The following is a 25731-nucleotide window of genomic DNA, read 5'->3' on the forward strand; positions in this document are numbered from 1 at the left end:
GTTTTATGTGCTAATCTACTCCTTAAGTGGAAAGACCCCTCAATGTCGAGGGGCGCGCGGTACGAAGAAGATTTAAAGATTGCTAAGAAGATATTAGCTCGGGGCTATGAGTATGGCGCTATTAAAGATCTTCTAGGGCTTTCTGATCAAGATTTATTACACTGAGAGGATTAATATTTAAAAGATATACGCACGTATCCGTTAGAAATCCCTTCAGAATGACACGAAATAATAGTATAAGTCTTTGATTTAACTGGTGGGCCGTGATGGAATCGAACCATCGACCAATAGATTAAAAGTCTACTGCTCTACCAACTGAGCTAACGGCCCAAGGAAAGCGGAGATTGTAGACAATTTACGCAGGAATAGCAATCCTAAAAAACAATTTCGTGGTGATTCAAAACATTTTTACCGTTAATTTATAAAATTCCTGAAAGTCCTCCGAATAAACCAAAAGAAGAAGTCACTAATAAAATAATTCCAACTAAAATAGCATAAAGCGGTTTTAAAGAAACTTCTTTGGGTAAGGCCCTTAATGCTAATAAGTAAAGGAATCCTAATACAAAAGGTAATAACAACGCATTCATCACTTCAACGCCGACACTTAAGTGAACTAAATTTACGCGACCGGAAGCCACTAATAGACCGCCTAAAACTAAAATTAAGGTATAAATACCATAAAACCAAGGTGCGTCTTTAGGACGATGTTCTAAGGAGCGACGAAAACCCATCACCTCACCCAAGCCCCATGCTGCAGTAAGAGAAACAACGATACTGGCAACTAGCGCTGCACCCGTCATACCAAGCGCAAATAAAACGCGACCCACCGTACAACCTAAACTGGGCGTAATCGCTTGACTGATTTGTTGAACCGTATTCAATGAGGCTTCTGGATTTATTTTACCGATAGTCGCCGCAGTCGCTATTAATAGGGACGCCATGATCAATTGCGTAATGATAGCGCCTATGGCAGTATCCCAACGCGCTATTCGTAAATGACTTGCATTCAGTCCTTTGTCTAACACAGCAGATTGTTGATAGAAAATCATCCATGGCATAATAACTGCACCAATATTTCCCGCCAACAAATAGAGATAAGACTTATTCTGCCACGGAATATGGATTAATCCACTCAGGATTTCGCGTCCTACCGGCCTAGCATCCCAGGCCACCCACAGAAAAATTAATTCAAATAAGCCTAAAAGAATAGCCACTCGTTCGACTGAACGATACGAACCTGTCCAGGCAACAATCGTCAAAAAGGTAACAACGAGCGATAACGTTTCCCACGCTGGAATATTAAATAATGCGCCGACACCGGCTAAACCACTAAATTCGCTGAGTATAGCACCGATGCAAGAAACAACTAACGTCGTAACCGATAACCACGCCCACACTTTACCAAAATAATGCTTAATTAATTCACCATGACCCATGCCGGTGGTAATCCCTAAACGTACTGTCAATTCCTGGGCAATATAAAGAATAGGCATTAAAAGGAATTGCAACGCCAGTAGTCGATACCCCCAAACAGCGCCACTTTGAGCGGCTGTAATTAAACTGCCGGCATCCGTATCGGCCAACATCACCACGAAGCCAGGCCCTAATAAACTGAGCCATAATAAACATTTTTTGGGTGTACGATGGGTTTTTAAAACAGGCGAAAAAGACATGGATTTCATTTATTTATTATTTAATCTCGCATTTTATCAATACTTTTAGTTTTTATCAATGATAGTGATAATCATTATCAATAACGAAATGCTTCTTTTTTGTAAGCTATTTGGAAGAAATTATTTTTTCGTTTGAACAGCCCAATAGAAACACGCTGCCAAAACCAGGAGGCTTAGAAAACCTAATCCGTTTGTAAGTATTCCTGAACTTGCAGGAAAAATAGCAAATAAATGGGTATTTCCAGTGATTGATAAAGGAATAGCTAACAGTACATCCATTAATGCTGCACCTGCAACTAATCCGCAACTTAACAAAGTGGCATTTTGATGCTGAACATTGAGATGGGATATCGTATCATTCGACTGCTTTTTTTGTAAATGCAATTTAATAGCGTAGGCCAATAAACTTCCGATAAATAAGGACGTGGAAGAACTTAAGGGTAAATAAATTCCCATACCGACACCTAACAAAGAGATACCCATTTTAGTCAGTGCATTCACAAGAATTAATATCAGCATAATAACCGCACCTATACCTAACATATTCCAAGGCAGATCATGATTAAATACGCCTTTTGTTAAGCCAGCCATCATAGCGGCAGGTGGCGCCGATAAGCTTTGTTGGAGATCCATACCGGCATGCGGCAATACATTAGCAAGTCCATACACATTAAAAAGTAATTGCATCACCACTGGAATAACTAACGCCGCTATGAGCACACCCAGTATTAGCATGACTTGTTGCTGCCATGGCGCTGCACCAATCAGATGCCCTACTTTCAGATCTTGAATATTATCATTCGCAATACAAGCAGCACCGGCGACCACTGCACCGATAATGATGGTCATGGCGGCCGCATCGAGTAATTGTGAACTTAACAATACATGTCCTTTAAAAAACAAGCATGCACGTAATATTAATGCGATAAATAATAAACCTGAAATAACGATGGCCGATCCTGGACTGGCGGTAACCCCTACCAAACCGGAAAAATAACCACATAGTGCTGCAAACACAAAACCTATCACTAACACATACAACACTGCACCAATAATAAATAATTGCGGCAATGCAAACATTAAACTGTGAATAGGTAATAAATAATCGAATAAAAAATAAATACTCACAATAACTAAGCTCAAACCCGCAAGTAAATAATTTAAGGGGATGTCTTGTTCGGTAGGAGATAGTGAGGTTTTTAGCGGCTGGAATAAACCTTGTAGTGATAAGCGCAAGCTAAGATAAAAAGGACGTAATAAATTTAATAACGTCCATAATCCCGCCGCTAACATGGCACCTAAACCAATATAATGAATATCGCTCGCGTAAATCGTTAGGCTTTTTGCTAACATAAAAGTGTTGCCCACCGGAACAAAATAACTCAATAAAGGTACACTTATCCCCCAAGCAATAAACGCACCTAACAACAAACTAAGACCAACATTCCAACCAATCAAATAACCCACGCCAATTAAAGCGGGTGCAAAACCTAAACCAAAACCGATAATTGTGGATTGCCCGAATACCATCCATTTTTCAGTGGCTACCACAATCATTTTTAAACCGGTTTGCGCGAATTCCAAACCCGCTCCCAAACTGGTACCCACTAGCATTTTATTAATATGGAAGCTTTGTTTTTGACTTAATTTTAAGACTTCAGATATGGCGCGCGCTTCTGGGAAATAAAGTTGTGGTGTATTGATTAAAATTTTACGTAACGGAATCGAAAACAAAATACCTAATAACCCACCTAAACTCGCAATGGCTAAATTAGCGAAATAAGGAAAATAACTCCAATAACCAATGATAACCAATGCTGGAATAATAAATACGATACCTCCTGCAACCGCTTCTCCAGCTGAAGCGGCGGTCTGAATCAGATTCGCTTCAAAAATACTTCCATTGTGGAACAAACGAAGTATTGCCATCGCCAATATGGCTGCAGGTATAGATGCTGAAGGTAAAATTCCAACTTTTAACGCTAAATAAGTACTCGAGGCAGCCAACAATATCGCTAAAAAAATACCTAAGACTATCACTCTTAAGGTAATAACTCCGGATGGCTGTTTGTTGTCAGCATGCATAAGCATTCAATTTAAATAAAATCATCTTGAATATAATTTTTTAGCACTTCTGGTATCCGTATTTTTCCATCTTTCGTTTGATAGTTTTCCATCAGTGCGACTAAGGCACGTCCCACCGCTAAACCTGAACCATTAAGCGTATGTATCAACTCAATTTTATCGGTTTCTGGATTACGCCAACGCGCTGCTAAACGACGCGCTTGAAAAGATTCAAAATGACTGCACGATGAAATCTCACGATAAGTATTTTGACTCGGCAACCACACTTCTAAATCATACGTTTTTGCCGAACTAAAACCCAAATCGCCGGTACACAAAGCAACCACACGGTAAGGTAATTCCAATTTTTGCAGTATTGATTCTGCCTCTTGGGTTAATTCTTCTAAAGCGTGATAGGAATTTTTAGGTTCGACAAAACGAATCAGTTCTACCTTTTCAAATTGATGTTGACGGATCATACCGCGTGTATCTTTACCATAAGAACCTGCTTCGCTACGAAAACAAGGGGTATGTGCAACATATTTTTTAGGCAAATCCGTCGCAGCAAAAATAGTATCGCGAGCGAGATTAGTGACCGATACCTCAGCGGTAGGAATAAGATAAAAACCCTGCTCACCTTTTAAATTAAATAAGTCCTCAGCAAAACCGGGTAATTGACCGGTACCCATTAAGCTTTCAGTATTGGCAATATAAGGTACATAAACCTCTTGATAGGCATGTTCTTTAATATGAACATCTAACATAAACTGTATCAGCGCGCGTTGTAATCTTGCCAAGCGGCCGTATAAAACAACAAAACGCGATCCAGCAATTTTGCTGGCACTGGCAAAATCCATCAAGCCATTTGCTTCACCTAATGCGACATGATCTTTTACTGCAAAATCAAAATGAGGAACTTTGCCCCAATGACGTTGTGTCTTGTTTTGAGATTCATCTTGCCCTATCGGTACTGATGCATGAGCCAAATTTGGAATCGTTAGATAAATAGCCGACAATTCTTCAAGTATGTCTTTAAGCTTTCCTTCACACACTTCACGTTGTTTTTTTATGTCTGCAACTTCTTCGAGTAAACCAGTAATTGACTCCCCTTTGGACTTTGCTAAGCCTATGGCTTTTGCACTGCGATTGCTGGTGTTTTGCAAGCTTTCAGTTTCAGATTGTAATTTTTTGCGTTGAGCTTCTAAACGCGTTATCAAGCGTGTATCGAGTTGATAACCACGATTCGCCAGTTGTTTCGCGATTTCTTCTATTTGAATATCATGACGTAAATATTTTGGATCTAACATATAATGCCTAGATTGCTCTTTTTTAAAACGGTAAGCTAAAAAGTAATTATGACTGCAATTATCATTGATGGCAAAGCGATTGCTCAAGAAACACGTCTTGCGTTAAAACAACGACTTGAACAGCGACGTAATCAAAACCTTGTAACGCCTGGTTTAGCCGTCGTTTTGGTGGGTGAAGATCCGGCTTCGCAAATCTATGTGCGTAACAAGCGGGATGCTTGCCGAGACATAGGGATGAATTCCTTTGCCTATGATCTGCCACAGCATACCACTGAACTCGCGCTACTTAATTTAATTAAACGCTTAAATTCTGATCAGAAAGTGCATGGCATACTCATTCAACTGCCGCTTCCTCTCTCGATGAATACCGGACATATCCTAGACAGTATCGATCCACGCAAAGATGTCGATGGTTTTCATCCAACCAACTTAGGTCTTTTAGCACAAGGCCGCCCTTTTTTACGGCCTTGTACTCCTTATGGCGTAATGCGTTTATTGGCTTATGAAAAAATTCAACTAAAAGGTTTAAATGCTGTTATTGTCGGCACTTCAAATATCGTAGGTAAACCCTTGGCCTTAGAGCTCTTAAATGCAGGTTGTACCATCACACTATGTCACAGTGCCACTCGTAATTTACACACTCATATCCGACAAGCCGATGTGTTAGTTAGTGCTATAGGTAAAGCAGGCATTATTCAAAGCCCTTGGATCAAACCCGATGCTATTGTGATTGATATCGGAATCACACGCACACCCAGTGGAAAACTGCATGGTGATATCGAATTTTCCAGTGCTAAAGAAATTGCGGGTTATATTACTCCTGTACCGGGCGGCGTGGGCCCTATGACGGTGGCTATGTTATTAGAAAATACTTTATTTGCTGCTGAGTGTCAGGATATCGAGTAATCACTAACTATCAAATTGGTTATGGGATAAAGTTTATAGGATCAAAAAATATTCTGTAACAAAAAAGCTTTTTTATCATTAAAAATCTATTGCGCTTTTTTGGTTAATGCGCAAGCTTGGTATAATGTTTCTTTCAGTTTTCTTTCTGTAAAGGCTAACTCTGGATAAATTTCTGCATTAAGACGTATTCCATAACGGAAGGGTTTGCATTGAAAAAAATAAAAGAGTGTTTTGGATGAAACTAATTCAACTTTTTTTAAGTAGATGGCTTCATCCAATCCTTTACGCGTTATCTTTTTAAGAATCTTTAAACTTATTTGTCTAGACAAATCTTGATAGAATCCTTTGAAAACATCATAAGCTGCTTCAAGTTCATCGGGTCTAACTTGTTTTAATAGAGGTCTATTTTGGAGTATATTTTCCTATACTTGTGAAACCAGAGGTTTATAATTATCTATATTTCCTATCTTTTTTTGAAGTCTTACTTGTTTTTTCCTTTTAAATAAACCTAAAGCTTTTTCTTTTTTGTTTTCATAATGAACAGATGAGAAATCGGAAACGTTAACATTTTCACACGGAATAACTCCTCTACGATTTTCTTCAAGCGGCCATTTTAATAATGAGGAGACCTTTTTCTCGAGGTATATTTGTTTATCCTTGTTATGAGAAAGTTCATCCCAGTCAAAATACGGAATAATAACTACAGACCAACCTAGTTTCTCAAAAAGGTGCTTATTAAATTGACTCGATAGATTCAGAATCTTACCTACATAATGATCCGGACCATTGACTTGTATGAGAATTTTTTCTTTGGGACAAGCAATATCAACCCGTGTAAAATCTATAAAATACTCATTTATAAATTCAGTTTTTGGGAAAGAAACAATTAGCTGCTGAAATATGCTTTGCTGTAGCTTAGACTGAATTGTTTTTTCAGATTTAAATTTGAGCTTAAATCGATCGCTTTTAATAACTGTTTCAAGTTCGTCTGTCATGAGATCAGGTTGATATCGATGAATTTGACAAAATTGTTTAGCGATTATCGGATCTAATTCTTTTAGAATAATTTTTTCATTATTTTTAATTATTTCTCTCATCTTAATTAATAAAAAATTTGAAGAATCCGCGAGTTGGAATAGACAACCTGTTAAGGCTAGACTAACAATAATCTGTGCATTAAAGTCATCGGCTCTTTCAGGAATGCCCTCAACGAGGATGTCTATCGCTTTTGAGTAAACGGATTTCTTCATGCACTCAGACCACTTGGTGAATGCGTTGAGTATGTTCGCAATATTTTGCAAATCAAACGTATTCGCTCTTTCAGGAATACAGTCAACGAGCGCGTTTATCGCTTTTAAGTAAGACATTTCCTTTATCCGATTAGGCCACTTGCTTAATGCGTTGAGTGTATTCGAAATATTCTGTGCATTAAAGTCATCGGCTCTTTCGGGAATGCCCTCAACGAGCATGTCTATCGCTTTTGAGTAAAAGACTCGCTTCATGGACCTAGGCCACTTACTGAGTGCATTGAGTGTATTTGCAATCTCCTGTGCATTAAAGTCATGGCTTTTTTCAGGAATGCAGTCAATAAGCGCATCAATCGCATTAAGGTAAAAAACTCCCCTCGTGCGTTCAGGCCACTTGCTTAGTGCATTGAGTGTATTCGAAATCTCCTGCGTATTAAAATCATGCGCTTTCTCGGGAATACAGCTAACAAGCACATCCATCACTTTCAGATAAGAGGCTTTTTTAATACATTGGGGCCATTTGCTCAATGCGTTGAGTGTATTTCGAAATATCCTGTGCCTTAAAGTCACACGCTCTTTCGGGAATGCACTCAACGACCATGTCTATCGCTTTTGAGTAAACGGATTTCTTCATGCACTCAGGCCATTTGCTGAGGGAGTTGAGTGTATTTGCAATCTCCTGCGCATTAAAGTCATGGCTTTTTTCAGGAATGCAGTCAATAAGCGCATCAATCGCATTAAGGTAAAAAACTCCCCTCGTGCGTTCAGGCCACTTGCTTAGTGCATTGAGTGTATTCGAAATCTCCCGCGCCTTAAAGATATGAGCTTTTTGAGAAATGCGGCTAACGAGTACATCCCTCGCTTTTACGTAAAAGACTCTCTCCGTCAAGCGATCAGAAGACCACTTGCTTAATGCATTAAGCGTACTCGCAATACCCTGTGGATTAAAGTCATGCGCTCTTTCGGGAATGCAATCAACAAGTGCATCCATCGCTTTTTGGTAAGAAGCTTGCTGCATCCATTGAGGCCACTTACTCAATGCGTTGAGTGTATTCGAAATATGCTGTGCCTTAAAATCACAGGCTTTCTCGGGAATGCAGCTAACAAGCGCATCCATCGCTTTTTGGTAAGAGACTCGCTTCATCCATTGAGGCCACTTACTCAATGCGTTGAGTGTATTCGAAATATCCTGTGTATTAAAACCATGCGATTTTTCAGGAATGCAATTAACAAGCGCATCCATCGCTTTTTGGTAGAAATCTTCCTTCACGCACTCGGGCCATTTGCTGAGAGAGTTGAGTGTATTTGCAATTTCCTGCGTATTAAAACCATGGGCTTTTTCAGGAATGCAATTAACAAGTGCATCTATCGCTTTTTGGGAGGAAGCTTCTTTCAGGCACTCCGGCCATTTGTTTAGGGAGTTGAGTGTATTTGCAATCTCCTGTGGGTTAAACTCATGAGCTCGATAAGGAATTTTTTGTATTAAATGCTTAATTGCTTCTGCATAGGAGGTTTTGTGTATGGAAATTGGCCATTTAGAAAAAGCATTTAATATATTAGCAATTCCCTGAGGAGCAAAATCATAGAGTGGAATTAAAGAAACAATTTTTAAAATCTTTTTTTCGCAAGGAGAGAAACATTTCCAGAAAATGATTTTGCTGAGTTTATTAAGCAGTGTGGATAAGTTAACTGAATCAAACTGAGCTTCTTCCTCGTAAAAAAGCTTAAACAAACTATTCGTAGTTTGCAATTGTTGAATTTTTCTATTAATCCTTATATTATTCATATTATTTTATTTTGTATGGTTTTTAAAATAAATTTTTCAATTTGTTTTATATCTAAATTTTAATTCATTTTTTAAACCTTTACTACCTACTCTAAGCTTTAATTTAATTTTTTAATACTAAGTAACTGCATCAATAATAATTTTTTAGTATAAAAAATTTAAGCGTTATGTGCGAGAGCGATCATCATGCCTCTGCATAAACCAATGGTCAATTTAGGTATTACTGATCCATATTCTGAATCAAATGTAGAAAAAGCAAAAATATTTAGCTTTGCTTCTAATAATTCAATAGTCATTAAATAACTTTGTTTTTATGAGGTAGTTGTTTCGTTTGAAAAGGATATCTTTCTAATAAATAACTAAATACGGCTAATATCGCCATGGCTTCTCCACCTTCCGGTCGGCCTGGTCTAGTATTAACATTGTAAGCATTAAAATCAAAATGTAACCACGTTGTCTCTTCACTAATAAAACTACGTAAAAACAATGCGGCAGTAATAGCACCTGCAAAAGGGGATGCGCCACAATTATTTAAATGTGCAAACTTACTCTCCAGTAATTTTTGATACGGTTTATACAACGGTAAACGCCATACGGGATCTTGCTCGTGTTGACTATGTCGGATAATATCCTGGGCTAATTGTTCATGATCAGTAAAAAAAGCACTTATTTCTGTTCCGACGGCGCTTCGAGCTGCGCCGGTTAGCGTCGCAAAATCAATCAACAGTTCTGGGCTTTCACTATCCGCCTCACATAACGCATCCGCTAAAATAAGACGACCTTCAGCATCTGTGTTTCCCACTTCAACGGCTAGACCATGTCGTGTTTGGATAATATCGCCAGGTTTATAGGCACCTCCTGAAATCATATTTTCTACCGCAGGAATTAATAACCGTAACCGCACCGGCAACTGATAAGCCATGATCATTTCAGCTAAACCCATCGCATTGGCCGCCCCACCCATATCCTTTTTCATGGCTAACATCGCGCTTGAAGACTTTAAATTATATCCCCCTGAATCAAAACACACACCCTTCCCAACCAGTGTAATTTTAGGATGTTGGTTATCCCCCCATCGTAAATCAATCAAACGAGGTTCATGACAACTCGCCTTGCCCACTGTATAAATTGCGGGGTAATTCGCTGTTAATAGATCGTCACCAACGATTTGTGTGACTGCTGCTTGATAGTTTTTTCCAATCTCAAATACATTTTCGGCCAATTCAACCGGCGTCATATCATCAGCAGGTGTATTAATCAAATCACGAACCCGATAAATCGCCTCCAGTTTTATCTTTAATGAAGGAAATTTCTGGGTTGGAATAAGGAGCTGTGCGACCGGTCGAATCGATGGTTTATAACGCGTAAATTCATATGCCCCCAAACCCCACACCAAAGCAATTTGCAGTAATTGGGTGCCATCTATTCCCTCAATATGATAATGTCCTCCAGGTAACACACTGGGTAGCACGCCAAATGTCCAAAAATCAGTTTCATCCTGAGTGACCAATAAAACATGGTGCAATTCACCTGTTCCATTAGGAATAAAGCTATAATTTCCTGAATACGGAATAAAATTAATATTGTGTAACCAGTCTTGTGTCAACGTGGACTGCTTGGTCAGCCACGTTGACCATTGCTCAGCTAAAATAGCATAAATAGGAATCGATTGTGATGACTCGTGAACAAAACAATTAAGCACTTAAGATTTCTCCCGCAGAAACATAAGGTTTATCAAACCCATGCGCAATCGCTTGATGTGTAATTCTTCCCTGTGAAATATTCAACCCATTTCTTAAATAAACATCTTCAGTCAGTGCTCTATCAATCCCTTTATTCGCCAACGTTAAAATGTAAGGTAATGTGGCATGTGTCAACGCAAACGTCGACGTACGCGGTACAGCCCCCGGCATATTACTCACGCAATAATGAACAATATCATCAACGTAATAGGTCGGATGAGTGTGCGTTGTCGGCCGACTCGTCGCAAAACATCCGCCTTGATCAATAGATACATCGACAACCACAGAACCTGGACGCATTTTTTTTAATAATTCTCGTGTCACTATTTTAGGGGCTTCGGCACCCGGCACTAAAACGGCTCCGATTAATAAATCGGCCAGCGGTACATATTTTTCGATGGCATCTTGTGTTGAAAAAACAGTATTGAGTTGACCTCCAAAGTGAAGATCGAGTTCTCTTAACTTCATTGCAGACTTATCCAATACCGTGACTTGGGCTTCTAAACCTAACGCCATACGGATGGCATTACTTCCCACAACGCCACCTCCTAAAACAACAACGCTGGCCGAAGCAACACCAGGAACACCCGATAATAAAATACCTCTTCCACGCTGTGCCTTTTCTAGACAATGAGTACCCGCTTGTATCGACATTCGGCCTGCAACGACACTCATCGGTGTTAATAACGGTAAACCTCCTTGCGCATCTGTTACTGTTTCATACGCAATCGCTGTACACTTGGATGCCAATAATAATTCTGTTTGCTTCCTATCTGCGGCCAAATGTAAAAACGTAAATAAGGTTTTTTTTTCATTTAAATAAGCACATTCCTGAGGTTGCGGTTCTTTAACCTTCAGAATAAGATCACTTTCTCCAAAGACTTCTTGTGCCGTATTAACGATAACGGCACCCGCTTCTTGATAATCGTTATCATCAATACCAACGCCATTTCCAGCTTTTGTTTCAAGAAACACGCGATGATTTTGTGCAGTCAACTCGCGAACAATAGAAGGTACAATCGCGACGCGATATTCATGATTCTTAATCTCTTTAGGAACACCAATACGCATATCCACTCCCTATTAACCGGTTTAGTTTATATCCATTCCTTGTGTTACTTTTGGCTATTATCTTTAAAAAGAGGAAAGAACATCACACAAAATACACAGATTTTTTAAAAAGTCCATTCTTGTTTTTTAAATGCTATAAAAAACGTTGAATGGTTCATGAACTGCTCAAAAAATTGTTTTAATCCCGTTAATTAGCGCTCATGAAGGGTTGTCAACATTAAGTGATATAATTGTTTTTTTTCCTGTACGTTTAACCCCGTTTGTTTTCCTTGTTGTAATAAATTATCAATTTGGTTTTCTATAACGGATTTCTTTAAAAATTTGAGTAAATCATCAAATTCTGCTTGTACACCTGATTTCGGAATTGTGATCGAATAGCCCATCAGTTGTTTAAGAATTTTGTAATGGACTTCATCGTCTCGCCAATATTCAAGGAGCATTGCACTGGTTAATTCGGGTTGTTGTTTGATAACCGAAAATAATTGAACCAATAAATCACTGCCGGGTAATTTTAATGTATTTAAGATTTGACATTGTTTATCAGAAAGTGATTGAGCAATGTGTGGGAATTGTATTAATAGCGCAATGGCCAAACGCATCGGAGAAAAACGATTGACTTTACTGACTGGATTTATTTTTTTTTGCATTGTTTTAAGAGGGTGATTGGTGGTATGCGTGGTTATTTTTTTCAGTGTCATCACATCGATATTCACTAAACGCGCTAATTGCTCAAATAATTTATATTGCATAATGCCTTGCGTCACTTTTTCAATCAGTGGAACTGCTAATTTCGCTAAACGCGCTTTACCTTCTAATTGAGTAATATCCACTTGCGCTAACAATCCGCTAAACAAAAATTCGGTGAGAGACTGTGCCTGTTCCATAAAAGTCATAAATTCATCCGCTCCTTTTTTTTGTATAAAAGAATCCGGATCTTCTCCATGGGGTAAGCATAAAAAACGGAATATATAACCGTCGGTTAACAACGCTAAACTTTGCTCGAGTACACGCCACGCTGCCTTCTTACCCGCAGAATCGCCATCAAAGCAAAAAATTATTTCTTGCGTATGACTCATGAGTCGACTGAGTTGATCGCGACTCATTGCTGTCCCTAACGTCGCGACCGCAAAAGGAAACCCTGCTTGAAATAAGGCTAAAACATCCATATAGCCTTCTACCACCAGAATACGTTCAACATGGCGATTATGCTGAAAGACCTCATAAAGGCCATACAGTTCTTTCCCTTTATGAAAAAGCAATGTTTCCGGTGAATTTAAATACTTGGGTTCCCCTTGAGTGACTGTGCGACCACCAAATCCAATAACACGTCCCTTTCTATCACGAATAGGGAATAATACTCTGTCACGAAAACGATCATAATAACCTTGACCTTTGGATTTTTTGATTAATAAACCGACCGTCAATAAACGTTCTGTCTCCTTTTTAAAGGCTTTCAATAAGGTATCCCAACCCAAAGGGGCATAACCTAAACGGAACTGTGTCATTATCTCGTCAGAAAGATTTCTTTGCTTTAGATAATAACGTACCGTTTTATTTTGTTGGCGTTCGTTCGCATAAAACTGAGCAACTTCTTCTAATAGCGTATAAAGATTAGCGGAGTCCTTATAAACTTCTTGCTGTTTTGCAGCGTGTGGAATTTCCATACCCAACGATTCTGCTAAGATGCTTACCGCCTCGAGGAAACTGAGTTTTTCATAATCCATTAAAAAATTGAACGCATTTCCACTGATAGCGCAACCAAAGCAATAATAAAATTGTTTTTCGGGAGTCACTGTAAAGGAAGGGGTTTTTTCGGAATGAAAAGGACAACAGGCAATATAATTTTTCCCTTTTTTTCGCAATGGAACGCGCGCATCAATCAGCTGCACGATATCAACGCGCGCTAAAAGTTCATTAATAAACTCCTGCGGAATAGGTGCTATTGACATATATTCCTGATAGAAAATAGACGACTTTAGTCAATGAAACTTAAGTCTTTTGCAGAAATAAAAAAGCAGATAACTTTTCTAAGGCCCCAAACGTGCTTTAATTTTTTTACTAATCTGCGTCATATCCGCACGACCTTGAATCCTTTCTTTCAGTTCTGCCATGACCTTTCCCATATCTTTAACGGAGGTAGCGCCTACTTTGGTAATAGACTCGGATAATAGCCGATCAATATCGGCCTCACTTAAAGGTTCAGGCAAATACATTTGAATAACATTGACTTCCAAACGTTCTTGTTCCGCTAAATCATCACGCTTCGCCTTGCCAAATTGTTGAATGGAATCGCGACGTTGCTTAATCATTTTATTCAGTATTTGTGTAATACGCTTATCATCCACTTCAATGCGCTCATCCACTTCAACTTGTTTAATTTCAGCCGAAATAAGCCGCATCACATTGAGACGCTGCTTGTCCTGCGTTCGAAGGGCCGTTTTCGTATCTTCCTGAATGCGCTGTTTGAGCGTTGCCATCATCATGTTTAGTGCTTACGTTTGGTTTTAGCGATAAAACAAGGATTATCACGCATCAAACGCTTGCGACAACGTTTCACTGCTGCAGCAAAACGACGCTTGCGTGCCTCAGTCGGTTTCTCGTAGTATTCTCGACGTCGCACTTCAGCGAAAATACCTGACTTCTCACAGGCACGCTTGTAACGACGGATTGCTGATTCGAGTGTTTCGCTGGTTTTAAGTATTACGCCAGGCATGTAGTACACTTCCTCAATTAAAGTTAAAATAGGTGCTAATTCTAACCAGCAATCTCTAAAAATGCAAAGTTTCTATTCAAAAAAAACTCATTGCCAACCCCAAAAGATCGCTTGTGTATTAGGGATTGAGACCTCTTGCGACGAAACGGGTATCGCGCTCTACCATGGCCAAAAAGGTCTCCTTGCTCATACGTTATATAGCCAAATTGAGCTTCATAATCGCTATGGGGGGGTTGTTCCAGAACTTGCCTCACGTGATCATATACTCAAAATATTACCCTTACTTCAAGAAACCTTATCTGCTGCTCATCTTTCGCTCTCAGCCATTAATGGGATCGCTTATTGTTCAGGCCCTGGTCTTGCTGGCGCACTCTTAGTCGGCGCAACCTTTGGGCGTAGTTTAGGTTGGGCCCTTGGCATTCCAAGCTTAGGTGTCCATCACATGGAAGCGCATTTGCTTGCGCCGATGTTGGACGACCCAATGCCTGAATTTCCGTTTCTTGCATTACTCGTTTCAGGCGGTCATACCTTATTAGCGGAGGTAACCCATATTGGCCGCTATAAAATTTTAGGGGTAAGTCTTGATGACGCAGCCGGTGAAGCATTTGATAAAACAGCCCAATTATTAGGGCTCGCCTATCCAGGCGGGCCTGCTATTGCGGCTTTCGCTGAAAAAGGGAAATCGAAACAATACCAATTTCCACGACCGATGCTGAATAGACCGGATTGTCATTTTAGTTTTAGTGGTCTTAAAACCTTCGTGAATACAACGTTTAAAAATAGCGATAAAACCGATCAAACAAAAGCCAATATTGCTTATGAATTTCAATCTGCCGTGGTGGATACCCTCGTTGCAAAAACCGCGCGCGCTTTAAATCAAACGGGTTTAGGTCGTTTAGTCGTTGCCGGGGGTGTCGCGGCGAATACCCAGCTCAGAAAAGCACTTAAGACGCTGGCAACCCAACAAAATGTTTCACTTTATTATCCACAACCTCGTTTTTGTACCGATAATGGCGCCATGATTGCTTATTTAGGTTATCGACGTTTGAATTTAGGACAATATGATAATGATTTAATCATAAGAACGATTGCTCGTTATCCTCTCGACCAATTAGATTAAAGATGATTGGCCTATCCTCGTTTTTGTGGTCGTTTGTAACGTTATTTTTTATTGAATACACGTCGGTTTAATTGAGGTTCTTTTCCTTGAAATAAACGTTTAATATTTGAAGCGTGACCGGCTATTAATAACAACGTTATGAGAAAGATAGGAAAATAAACCGAAAAAGAATACGCGTAAAATGCATAAAAAAATGTCACTAGTGAAGCCGCCATGGATGCAACTGAAATATAACGAAAGAGGATGAGTACAACGCTCCAGCTTAATAGGCCGACTACGCCTAAAGGCCATGCCACAGCAAACAATCCACCCCATGCCGTTGCAACTCCTTTTCCCCCACGAAAACCAAAAAAAACAGGAAAAAGATGACCGATAAAAGCAAAAAAAGCCACCCACGCTAAAGAGGATAACGATAAACCTAACCACTTAGCGACCATCACCGGAATCCATCCTTTCAAAAGATCACCGAACAAAACCAGTGCCGCTAATTTTTTTCCACCCAACCTTAAGACATTGCTTGCCCCTGGATTTTTAGAACCTTGCGTACGAGGATCCGGTAGATTTGCAAATCGACTAACAATAATCGCACTGGATACTGAACCCAATAAGTAAGCCATTAAAAAAAATAGCAATTGCATAAATTTTCCTCTATCAATACAATCCTCACGAAGGTTCCATTCAGCACGTCTTTCATTACATAAACGCCTATATCATTAATTTTAGGTTTCAAGTTCTAAATAGTCGCATCTTGAACGGTTGCCAGGGTATACTATAAACGATAAATAATTTTTGTGATAAAAAATTGCGATGCATCTCATTGCGTAGCCACTTTTCATATGGAAAATTTTTTAGAACGTTTATTTTTGTAGATTATTTTTAGTAATAATGATTAAAGAGCTTTACATGACGCCTAAAGCAGGTAATTTAATTTGGATCGATCTCGAGATGACAGGACTTGATACCAATCAAGATAAAATCATTGAGATTGCGACCATTATCACCGATTCTCAATTAGAAATTATAGAAGAAGGTCCTGTGTTTGCCATTTTTCAATCTGAATCTATCTTGACCCATATGGATGATTGGAATAAACGCCAACATAAGAACTCGGGTTTACTCGATAGAGTCAGACTCAGTAAAATGACCGAAGAGGAAGCCGAAAAACAAACGTTAGAGTTTATTATGAAACATGTTCCTCCTCAGAAATCACCTATGTGCGGGAATAGTATTTGTCAGGACCGTCGTTTTTTAGCGCGCTGTATGCCTGTATTAGAAAACTATTTTCATTATAGAAATTTGGATGTGAGTACATTGAAGGAGCTTGCTTATCGCTGGAGCCCCAATCTTTTAGGTGCCTACAAAAAAAAATCAAAGCATTTAGCCTTAGAAGACGTGCGAGATTCTATTAATGAACTCCGTTATTATCGGGAGCATTTATTTAAACTTTAAAGATACTTTAAATTGGCTTTTTACCGCTAAGAAGACAAGGTTGATACCTTGTTCTTCAATCGAATAGATTCGAGAAGGCAGACCCACTTTTAAACTTGAATGAGAAATAAGTCTATTTTAAAAAAATGTGAGATACATGATGACTGTCTATACCACCAATGAATTAAAAAACAGTATGAAGGTTATGTTAGATAATGACCCTTATGTCATATTGGAAAATAATTATGTAAAACCAGGGAAAGGACAAGCGTTTAATCGGATAAAATTACGTAATTTAAAAAACAATCGCGTGATCGAACGTACGTTAAAATCGGGTGATACGCTGCAAGCGGCCGATGTATTTGATATTGAGGTTCATTATCTTTATAACGATAGTCATATTTGGCATTTTATGGATCCGGTCACATTTGAGCAATACGCCGCTGACCGTCAAGTAGTCAATCAAGCCAAATTATGGTTAAAAGAACAAGACTTATGCATTTTAACCTTATTTAATGGAAGCCCTTTGTGTGTAACGCCCCCCAATTTTGTTAATTTAAAAATAGTAGAAACTGATCCGGGCCTACGTGGTGATACCTCAGGCGGAGGTGGGAAACCCGCTCGTTTAGAAACAGGCGCTATCGTACGCGTTCCTTTATTTGTCCAAACAGGCGAATTAATTAAAGTGGATACGCGGACTGGGGAATATCTTTCCCGCATAAAAGAATAGATTCTATTATGATTGCTCTAAAAAGAAAATTTTAGCGTTTTTGACAAAAACGCGCAGTAAGGTAAGCGATTTCCCTCGTAATATCATCTACTCTAAAAAAAGATGGATGATCTAAAAAAATCATCCATCTCAGTTGCGCTCCTGCTCCAATCAAATGCTAAAAAAATTTAGCAAAACTTTCCAAAAGCCTTACATTTTAACGTTTGTCTTTTTGACCTGGCCATTGTGGTTTATTTGGATTGTTTGGGTTATGCTCCGGATTGTGTCCTGGATTGTGTTTGTTAGGTTCTTGATTGGGGTTATGGCCTGGCCATTGTGGTTTGTGACCTTGGCTTTGAAAAGGATTTTTTTGTTGTTTCTTATCGTGAGGAAATTTACCTTTGTTCATATGAGCTCCTAATTTAAACAATTCAATACGTCTCTCCTTTAAGCCTAGCAAAGACCGTATTAATTACCATAAGATTGCTATTGATTGATTAAAATATAGCCAAGTTAACCCCTCGGGGCGTCAATACACGCAACATTTAAAAAACGGATTCATTGCCAGGAAATCTCATGAGAATAACCTTTATCGCATTCAGTATAAAATTTGACCGTTAAAACGATTCCAAATTAAAATCCTGATTTATTAAAGTCAATTAAACGCCGAGGCATAACACGCCCATTTTCCAAAATTTCGCCGATGCCAATAAAACGATCATTTTCTTTTAGACACAAGCGCAACAAACCTTGTTTTGGCAAATTAGGTAATAAGAGAGTTCGTCCGCAATAGAGATAATAGGCGGCGGCCTGCGAGACTTTAAAAATAGGCCATTCACTTAACAAACTGTCTAAGTTCAATAATTTTTCATAGCGTTCATTTTGGCTTAACGCCTGTAATTCATCTAAACTCACCATTTGATCCGCACAATAATTAGCCACGCCTAAGCGACGCAAATTCTGTACATAAGCACCACAACCCAAGGATTCACCAATATCTTCAATTAAGGTACGGATATACGTTCCTTTACTACATTTAATTTCTAGACTCAGTACGCTTTTATCTTCATTGGATTCAAGTAAGTGTAAACAATGTATCTTAACGGTTCGTGGGCGACGTTCAACAACGATACCTTGTCGCGCTAATTTATATAACGGCTGGCCTTTGTATTTTAAAGCTGAAAACATCGGTGGTGTTTGTAAAATTGACCCACGAAAGTGAGACAAAATAGCTTCGAGTTCGTTAAGGGAATAGTCCGCAATAGGACACGATTTAATTACTTCACCCTCAGCGTCTCCCGTATTGGTTTTAATACCCAAACGCGCACTCACCACATAACGTTTATCCGCATTGAGTAGAAATTGAGAAAATTTGGTGGCTTCTCCAAGACATAAAGGTAACAAACCCGTTGCTAACGGATCGAGACTCCCGGTATGCCCAATTTTATCGGCTAAAAATAATTGCTTAACTTTTTGTAAAGCCTGATTTGATGTCATTCCCTTCGGCTTATCAAGCAATAAAATACCTGTTATTGCGCGTTTTTTAGAACGTAGAGCCTGCATAATTTATTCTTTATTATAGTAAAAAACTATTTATTGATGTCTCTTTTCAATATTGATAGGGTTTCAAGAATTTTATTCAGTACGTTTTGATTTATCTTTAGTCATTGCTTGTTCAATTAAACAATGGAGTCGATGACTTTCCTCCAAAAAATCATCATAAAAAAATCGCAAACGAGGTATCTTATATAAATGTAAACGCTGAGCTAAGGCATAACGTAAACGAGCAGATGCTTTTCTTACTAATTGAACGGCTAATTCCTTATCTTTTTGTTTTTCGTCTGAATTTTCTACCGATAACTGCGTAAATAAGATATCCGCATAAGAAAGATCTCGAGAAACTTTCACTGAGGTAATGGTAATGAATTTCAAACGACTGTCCGCTATTTCCTTGTTTAAAATATGATTGCTTAATTCTTTTTTAATAAGATCAGCAATACGCGCAACGCGATTAGAGTTCTTTTGCATTAGACTGTTCTTGATATTGAAACACGTTCATAAACTTCGATCATATCGCCTACTCGAATATCCGTAAAATTTTTTATGCCAATTCCACATTCCATACCATGACGAACCTCCGTTGCATCCTCTTTAAATCGACGTAAAGAATATAATTCACCTTCATAAATAACAACATTATCACGCAGTAATCGAATCGGTGCATTACGTTTGACTAAACCTTCTGTCACCATACATCCTGCAATAACACCCAGCTTCGCTGATCGAAAAACTTCGCGAACTTCGGCTAAACCGAGAATTTTTTCTTTTATTTCTGGCGTAAGCAATCCATTCATGATGTTTTTAACTTGATCGATCAGGTCATAAATAACGCTATAATAGTTCATGATGAGGCCTTCTTTTTCTACTGTTCTTTTCGCAGTAGCATCCGCTCGAACATTAAATCCTAAAATTAATGCTTTTGAAGCTAACGCGAGGTTCGCATCCGATTCGGTAATCGCACCGACCCCGATATAGACAATTTTTATTTTAACTTCAGAAGTAGACAGTTTATTTAAAGCTTCTTGTAAGGCTTCAGCAGATCCTTGCATATCGGTTTTTACAATTATATTTAACGTTTTAACTTGATTTTCATCGAGTTGACCAAAAATATCACCGGTTTTAAGCATTCGTTGTTGTGCTAATTTCGCTTCACGTAATTTCCCTTCACGAAATAAAGCAATTTCTCGTGCCTTTTTTTCATCGGCAACAACCACGGCTTCATCTCCTGCCACTGGCGTACTGGATAAGCCCAGTACTTCAACAGGCATAGAAGGCCCTGCCGCTTCAACTAATTTTCCCTGTTCATCCAGTAATGCTCTGACACGACCATAAGCCGTGCCCGCTAACAATAAATCACCTTTACGAAGTTTTCCCCGTTGCACTAATATCGTTACAACCGAACCTTTTCCTTTATCTAATCGTGACTCGATGACAATTCCTTGTCCGGGACCCTCGTATGGTGCTTTTAATTCAAGCACCTCTGCTTGAACCAATAGCGAATCTAATAAATCATCAACACCCTGACCTGTTTTTGCTGAAACAGGGATAAGCATCGTATCTCCACCCCATTCCTCAGGATTAAGACCTTGCTTCGCTAATTCATTTTTTATTCTGTCGAGATCAGCTTCGGGTTTATCGATTTTGTTAATTGCAACGACGATAGGCACATTGGCTGCTTTCGCATGTTGAATCGCTTCGATGGTCTGTGGCATAACCCCATCATCGGCTGCGACAACCAAAATAACAATATCGGTTACCCGTGTACCACGCGCTCGCATCGCTGTGAAAGCGGAATGACCCGGCGTGTCTAAAAAGGTAATAACGCCTTTCGATATTTCGACATGATAAGCACCAATATGCTGTGTAATACCACCCGCTTCTTTCTGTGTCACTTTCGTTCGCCGAATGTAATCTAAAAGTGAGGTTTTTCCATGGTCAACATGGCCCATAATGGTCACTACGGGTGGGCGAGGCAATAATTCGCCCATTTTTTCTTGCGTTGTATGGATTAAACCTTCTTCTAATGCATTCGAACTCACGGGTTTTGCAACATGCCCCATTTCTTCTACCACGAGTATCGCCGTATCCTGGTCAATAACTTGGTTAATCGTGGCGATCACACCTAATTTCATTAATGCTTTAATAATTTCAGCGGCCTTTATTGACATTTTTTGCGCTAAATCACCGACGGTAATCGTCTCGGGGATTTCAACTTCATGAACAACCGCTATGACGGGTTTTTCAAATTGTTGCTGTAATAATTGACTCGGTCGTTTCGATTTTCCTGTTTTTTTACGATGACGGAATTGCTCATCGGATTCATCTTCAAATTGATAAATCGCTTTGTGTCGATATTTCGCCATTTCTTTTTCTTTTAAATTGCGATTTTTATGTTTTTTATCGCGATCCACTCTTTCTGTATTTTTTGGTAAGGCAATGACCAGCTTTTCACTGGGTGGCTTCGTTTTTTTAGAAGGAGATACAGGTGCTACCGCTTTTTCAGAACGAGGAACGTGTTCTTTCTTTTCTCCTCCACTGACAATTTCCGTTTCATCGATCGTTTTTTTAATTCCAGCCGTTTGCTTATCCTGCGTCTCTGTCATCGTCGATAATTTTTCAGTCGCTTGTTTTTTTTCTTGCTGTATTAAGGCTTCTTTTTCTTTGGCTTCATTCGCCCGATTCGTTTCTTCGTCAATTAAGCCCTCATTACTTTTCACATACGTTCTTTTCTTGCGAACTTGTACTTTAATCGTTTTGGCTTTACCCGAAGTATCTTTGACTTTAAGCAAACTGGTACTTTTACGCGTCCGCGTTAATGTAATCACTTTTTTAGCACTATCCACTGCGCCATCTTTACTCGATTCATTAAAAACCTTACTTTCAGTTTTATCTTTAATATTTTCTGTCATATTATGCTTCTCCTGTCACTATTTGACAGTGTCGAAAACCATTAAACACTTCATCATTTCCCGAAATACACGTGATGTATTGACGATAAAAACCTGTTAACTTCAAAAACACATTCAAATTTATTCAAATCCTCATTATTTTTCGTTACTTTTTTAGGTGGACAATAACTCCTTTCAACGCTTATTTTTTTTCCTCAACAAACCAAGGCGCGCGCGCTGACATAATCAGTTTACCGGCTTTTTCACGATCTAATTCGATGATATCAAGGAGATCATCCACTGCCAACTCAGCTAACGCTTCACGTGAAGAAACACCTCTTTTCGCCAATGTAGTCGCTATTTCTTCAGTCATCCCTTCTAAGGATAGTAAATCCCGATGGGGTTCTAAAAATTTTTCATGCTCCGTTGTTGAAGATTTTTGCTTCGTTGGTGCTTGTAACGCCAATACTTCTTTAGCACGGGTTTGGAGCATCTCGACTAAGATTGAATCAAATCCTTCGATAGCTAACAGCTCTTGCGCGGAGACATAAGCAATTTCTTCTAAACTCGTAAATCCCTCCCGGACTAACATCTCGGCAAGCGCTTCATCAATAGTCAGTTGCTCTATAAAAAGATTTTGTAAATTTTCCGATTCTTTTACTATTTTTTTGGCCGCTTCTTCTACGGTAATCACATTAATAATCCAACCGGTTAATTCACTCGCTAAACGTACATTTTGACCATTGCGACCAATCGCCTGAGATAATTGATCCTCTTGTACGGCGACATCCATCACTTTTGTATCTTCATCCACGACAATAGAAGCCACTTCAGCAGGTGCCATAGCATTGATCACTAATTGAACAGGATTATCATCCCATAAGACAATATCAATCCGTTCACCTGCTAACTCACTAGAAACCGCTTGCACGCGTGCACCACGCATGCCCACACAGGCACCGATTGGATCAATACGACCATCATTTGTTTTCACTGCAATTTTAGCACGTGACCCTGGATCGCGCGCTGCGCTTTTAATTTCAATTAACTCCTCGCCAATCTCTGGAACTTCTATTTTAAAAAGTTCAATCAGCATTTCTGGACGGGTGCGACTCATCAATAATTGTGGACCTCGAACTTGTGGATTGACCGCATATAAATACCCCCGCAAACGATCTTCAGAACGTATCTCTTCACGCGGTATCATTTCTTCGCGTGGGACAAAAGCCTCGACGCTAGCCCCTAAATCTACAATTAAACCTTCTCTCGTCACCCGCTTGACGATACCTGATAGCAACTCACCGACTCGGTTCGTATAAGCCTCTGCTATTTTAGCACGCTCAGCTTCTCTGACTTTTTGAATAATCACTTGTTTTGCCGTTTGAGCTGCAATACGACCAAATTCCACAGAAGGCATACGCTCTTCGATAATATCGCCTATTTGGCTATTAGGATGACGTTTTTTAGCTTCACTTAATTGAATGTGTTTTAAGGGGTCAAAAGAAACGGGTATTTCATCAGAATGATTAAATTCAGCTTCATCTGCAACGACCGTCCACGTGCGAAACGTTTCATAGTCACCGGTACGCCTATCGATAGCAATACGAACGTCAATGTCTTCACCTGCTTTTTTTTTAGTTGCCATCGCTAAAGCGGCTTCTATCGCTTTAAAAATAAGCTCTTTATCAACATCTTTTTCGTTAGATACCGTCTCTGCCACTAGTAAAATTTCTTTTTTCATAGCCTGCCTCCGGGTTATTTATTCATCTTAGGCAATACATTCGCATGTAAAATATTGTCCCATGTTAATACAAATTCCTTTCCTTCTCGGTTCAGTACTATCCCAGAAGCCCTTGTTGATTGCAAAAGGCCTTTAAATTTGCGTTGATTATCAATAGGTGATTGTAAAAAAACATGTATTGGGTAACCCACGTAACGCTGAAAATGATCCTCTTTAATAAGCGGCCTATCTAAACCAGGAGAAGAAACCTCTAAGTGATAGTGACCTTGTAAAAGGTCCTCAACATCCAATAATGCACCCACCTGCCGGCTTACGCGCTCACAATCCGAAAGCGTAATGCCTTTCTCACTATCAATATAGATACGTAATCTATTTTTTTGACCTTCTCTCAGATAGACGCAGGCCCACAACTCATAGCCGAGTGCCTCAATCGTGGGTGATAACCTCGCTTCTATCGCTGAATTGTTTCTTATCATTTGAAAAAACTTTGTATTATTTATTCTCTCCAAATAAAAAGCCCCTAAATGGGGCCTTTCGCTGTAATAAAACTGGTAGCGGGGGTAGGATTTGAACCTACGGCCTTCGGGTTATGAGCCCGACGAGCTACCAGACTGCTCCACCCCGCGATAGCGGCACCGAGTATACTCTATTCAGTGTGATAATTACAATGGGATAAACGACTCTAAATTTAGGCTTATATCGTGTCTCACCGAGCTTACCTTTACTCGCCTTAGAGGTTTTCCCATTGCGACGTTAAAAGAATTATTGAGGTTAACGATAAACTACGTTAAGGAGAGGATAAACCGATACCTCCTGGTGCATAGGCAGTATATCCTGTAGGGGCTATAACATTTTGCGGCTGCACGTGAAAAAATTGTTGGGCGCAAGCCCTTTCCCTAAAAAACATTTCTTTTTGAGAAAAAAATTGATCCAACTTAACTTTCCACCATTTGAGAGGTATATTTTGTAATAATGCCTCCCATGATTTTTTCTTTAAATCATCTAACTGAACGTTAATGACAGGGCTTAAACGTTTTAGTTTTTTATTGAATGCATAGATACTACCTCCCCCTAAACTGGCTATGACGATGGAAAAATTTTCCGTTTCCAACGCTAATTTTAATTCCTCCAAGGTATAATTATATCTTTCAAACCGTTTATTCTCGATTAAAGGCTCATTATAGAGCTGACCTAATTCGTTTTTCATTTCGATCGGATCTGCTTTTTGTAGGACTCCTATCGCTATCGATAAATTTTCTGCTTTATTTATTGAGTAATCCGCTACAAAAGAACTTTTTGCAAAAAAATTAAGAAAAGATTGTAAACTAGAAAATCCTAAACTTAACGCCGCAAAGCTTAAGTTATAATTATATATAAAATAATGAATGGTCGATAGTTTATGGTTTTTTGGATTAAAATTATGCTCTAACGATACTTGATCAAAAAATTTATCGCCTAAATAAGCCATTAATTCTGATTGCGTGTTTGTTTCAAAATGACCTAACGTTATTTTTTCTTGCCAAAGATTAGATCTTGCGATAAACAGTTGTAATTTTTTTCTTGAAGAAAATCCATAGCACCGCATAAAATGCTTAGTCCCTCGCTGACGTAACTCCCAATAAAAACCATTCCACGTTAAGTTGTAAACGGCGTTTTTATTAACCGGATTAACCTTTTTAATTGGTTCTGGTATTTTTAATGGTCGAGTGTTTAATGGAAAAAAGGTTCCCCGGTGGACATTAATTTCGTTATTCATCTCCTTAAGCTCCAATCATT

The 25731-nt window shown here is 39.0% G+C and carries 24 protein-coding genes and 2 tRNA genes; 5 read left to right on the plus strand and 21 right to left on the minus strand.

All coding sequences use genetic code 11. The annotated features are described in order from the left end of the window. Window positions 1–42: 42 nt before the first annotated feature. The gene (locus RICGR_RS08050; RefSeq protein WP_006035489.1) at window positions 43–165 is read left to right on the plus strand and encodes a hypothetical protein; all 123 of its coding nucleotides are present in this window, start codon (window positions 43–45) and stop codon (window positions 163–165) included. A gap of 89 nt (window positions 166–254) precedes the next feature. Here the strand turns inward: RICGR_RS08050 and RICGR_RS04725 are convergent. The 4 genes from RICGR_RS04725 to serS form a co-directional block, all read right to left on the minus strand. Next, window positions 255–330 (minus strand) — tRNA-Lys (locus tag RICGR_RS04725). An 89-nt stretch (window positions 331–419) separates the two neighbouring features. Beyond that, entirely contained in the window at window positions 420–1673 is a 1254-nt protein-coding gene (locus RICGR_RS04730; protein ID WP_006035964.1) for an NRAMP family divalent metal transporter, read from the minus strand. Window positions 1674–1793: 120 nt separating this feature from the next. Continuing rightward, the gene (locus RICGR_RS04735; protein WP_006035531.1) at window positions 1794–3758 is read right to left on the minus strand and encodes an OPT family oligopeptide transporter; all 1965 of its coding nucleotides are present in this window, start codon (window positions 3756–3758) and stop codon (window positions 1794–1796) included. Window positions 3759–3769: 11 nt separating this feature from the next. Then, window positions 3770–5044: a serine--tRNA ligase gene (gene serS, locus RICGR_RS04740; protein WP_006034722.1), complete on the minus strand. Its 1275-nt coding sequence runs from the start codon at window positions 5042–5044 to the stop codon at window positions 3770–3772. A gap of 48 nt (window positions 5045–5092) precedes the next feature. Between serS and folD the strand changes: the two genes are divergently transcribed. Beyond that, window positions 5093–5950 carry a bifunctional methylenetetrahydrofolate dehydrogenase/methenyltetrahydrofolate cyclohydrolase FolD gene (folD, locus tag RICGR_RS04745; RefSeq protein WP_006035727.1) on the plus strand — a complete coding sequence of 286 codons (858 nt, stop codon included), beginning with the start codon at window positions 5093–5095 and terminating at the stop codon, window positions 5948–5950. 86 nt (window positions 5951–6036) lie between these two features. On the opposite strand, the gene RICGR_RS04750 is transcribed toward folD, so the two are convergent. The 8 genes from RICGR_RS04750 to rpsU all read right to left on the minus strand — a co-directional run bounded on the left by RICGR_RS04750 (window position 6037) and on the right by rpsU (window position 14509). Next, window positions 6037–6279, minus strand: a complete 243-nt coding sequence (locus tag RICGR_RS04750) for a hypothetical protein (RefSeq protein ID WP_040615180.1) — start codon at window positions 6277–6279, stop codon at window positions 6037–6039. Between the two features lie 93 nt (window positions 6280–6372). After that, window positions 6373–7767 (minus strand): RAP domain-containing protein, encoded by a 1395-nt coding sequence (locus RICGR_RS04755; RefSeq protein WP_240992226.1) that lies wholly within the window; start codon window positions 7765–7767, stop codon window positions 6373–6375. Beyond that, window positions 7700–8983: a DUF1601 domain-containing protein gene (locus tag RICGR_RS04760; protein ID WP_240992227.1), complete on the minus strand. Its 1284-nt coding sequence runs from the start codon at window positions 8981–8983 to the stop codon at window positions 7700–7702. The genes RICGR_RS04755 and RICGR_RS04760 overlap by 68 nt, the downstream gene beginning before the upstream one ends. Window positions 8984–9278: 295 nt before the next feature. After that, window positions 9279–10685 (minus strand): leucyl aminopeptidase family protein, encoded by a 1407-nt coding sequence (locus tag RICGR_RS04765; RefSeq protein ID WP_006035343.1) that lies wholly within the window; start codon window positions 10683–10685, stop codon window positions 9279–9281. Beyond that, window positions 10678–11796, minus strand: coding sequence for an alanine dehydrogenase (ald, locus tag RICGR_RS04770; RefSeq protein WP_006034837.1), 1119 nt, complete (start codon window positions 11794–11796; stop codon window positions 10678–10680). Before ald ends, RICGR_RS04765 begins: the two co-directional genes overlap by 8 nt. A gap of 191 nt (window positions 11797–11987) precedes the next feature. Next, the gene (dnaG, locus tag RICGR_RS04775; RefSeq protein ID WP_006034751.1) at window positions 11988–13745 is read right to left on the minus strand and encodes a DNA primase; all 1758 of its coding nucleotides are present in this window, start codon (window positions 13743–13745) and stop codon (window positions 11988–11990) included. Window positions 13746–13823: 78 nt separating this feature from the next. Further along, window positions 13824–14279: a GatB/YqeY domain-containing protein gene (locus tag RICGR_RS04780; protein ID WP_006035889.1), complete on the minus strand. Its 456-nt coding sequence runs from the start codon at window positions 14277–14279 to the stop codon at window positions 13824–13826. Window positions 14280–14281: 2 nt separating this feature from the next. After that, window positions 14282–14509 carry a 30S ribosomal protein S21 gene (gene rpsU / locus RICGR_RS04785; RefSeq protein ID WP_006035291.1) on the minus strand — a complete coding sequence of 76 codons (228 nt, stop codon included), beginning with the start codon at window positions 14507–14509 and terminating at the stop codon, window positions 14282–14284. Window positions 14510–14570: 61 nt separating this feature from the next. Here rpsU and tsaD point away from each other — a divergent pair, with 61 nt between their 5' ends. Beyond that, entirely contained in the window at window positions 14571–15629 is a 1059-nt protein-coding gene (gene tsaD / locus RICGR_RS04790) for a tRNA (adenosine(37)-N6)-threonylcarbamoyltransferase complex transferase subunit TsaD (RefSeq protein ID WP_006034967.1), read from the plus strand. A gap of 41 nt (window positions 15630–15670) precedes the next feature. On the opposite strand, the gene plsY is transcribed toward tsaD, so the two are convergent. Further along, window positions 15671–16267, minus strand: coding sequence for a glycerol-3-phosphate 1-O-acyltransferase PlsY (gene plsY / locus RICGR_RS04795; protein ID WP_006035052.1), 597 nt, complete (start codon window positions 16265–16267; stop codon window positions 15671–15673). Window positions 16268–16532: 265 nt separating this feature from the next. Between plsY and orn the strand changes: the two genes are divergently transcribed. Continuing rightward, window positions 16533–17078 (plus strand): oligoribonuclease, encoded by a 546-nt coding sequence (gene orn, locus RICGR_RS04800; RefSeq protein WP_006035256.1) that lies wholly within the window; start codon window positions 16533–16535, stop codon window positions 17076–17078. A 139-nt stretch (window positions 17079–17217) separates the two neighbouring features. Then, window positions 17218–17787: an elongation factor P gene (efp, locus tag RICGR_RS04805; protein ID WP_040615551.1), complete on the plus strand. Its 570-nt coding sequence runs from the start codon at window positions 17218–17220 to the stop codon at window positions 17785–17787. A gap of 196 nt (window positions 17788–17983) precedes the next feature. Here the strand turns inward: efp and RICGR_RS04810 are convergent, their stop codons facing one another. The 8 genes from RICGR_RS04810 to RICGR_RS04845 all read right to left on the minus strand — a co-directional run bounded on the left by RICGR_RS04810 (window position 17984) and on the right by RICGR_RS04845 (window position 25711). Continuing rightward, entirely contained in the window at window positions 17984–18175 is a 192-nt protein-coding gene (locus RICGR_RS04810) for a hypothetical protein (protein WP_006035048.1), read from the minus strand. Between the two features lie 224 nt (window positions 18176–18399). Next, window positions 18400–19329: a tRNA pseudouridine(55) synthase TruB gene (gene truB / locus RICGR_RS04815; protein ID WP_006035818.1), complete on the minus strand. Its 930-nt coding sequence runs from the start codon at window positions 19327–19329 to the stop codon at window positions 18400–18402. Between the two features lie 72 nt (window positions 19330–19401). Further along, window positions 19402–19794, minus strand: coding sequence for a 30S ribosome-binding factor RbfA (gene rbfA / locus RICGR_RS04820; protein ID WP_006035588.1), 393 nt, complete (start codon window positions 19792–19794; stop codon window positions 19402–19404). Further along, window positions 19794–22235, minus strand: coding sequence for a translation initiation factor IF-2 (gene infB, locus RICGR_RS04825; protein ID WP_006035760.1), 2442 nt, complete (start codon window positions 22233–22235; stop codon window positions 19794–19796). Before infB ends, rbfA begins: the two co-directional genes overlap by 1 nt. 181 nt (window positions 22236–22416) lie before the next feature. Next, on the minus strand, window positions 22417–23955 hold the full coding sequence (gene nusA, locus RICGR_RS04830; RefSeq protein ID WP_006034741.1) for a transcription termination factor NusA: 1539 nt from the start codon (window positions 23953–23955) through the stop codon (window positions 22417–22419). Between the two features lie 14 nt (window positions 23956–23969). Further along, window positions 23970–24431, minus strand: a complete 462-nt coding sequence (gene rimP, locus RICGR_RS04835; RefSeq protein ID WP_006034757.1) for a ribosome maturation factor RimP — start codon at window positions 24429–24431, stop codon at window positions 23970–23972. Between the two features lie 73 nt (window positions 24432–24504). After that, a tRNA-Met gene (locus tag RICGR_RS04840) sits at window positions 24505–24581 on the minus strand. 161 nt (window positions 24582–24742) lie between these two features. After that, the gene (locus tag RICGR_RS04845; protein ID WP_040615184.1) at window positions 24743–25711 is read right to left on the minus strand and encodes a hypothetical protein; all 969 of its coding nucleotides are present in this window, start codon (window positions 25709–25711) and stop codon (window positions 24743–24745) included. Between the last annotated feature and the right edge of the window lie 20 nt (window positions 25712–25731).

Source organism: Rickettsiella grylli (genome assembly GCF_000168295.1).
GTDB lineage: Bacteria > Pseudomonadota > Gammaproteobacteria > Diplorickettsiales > Diplorickettsiaceae > Aquirickettsiella > Aquirickettsiella grylli.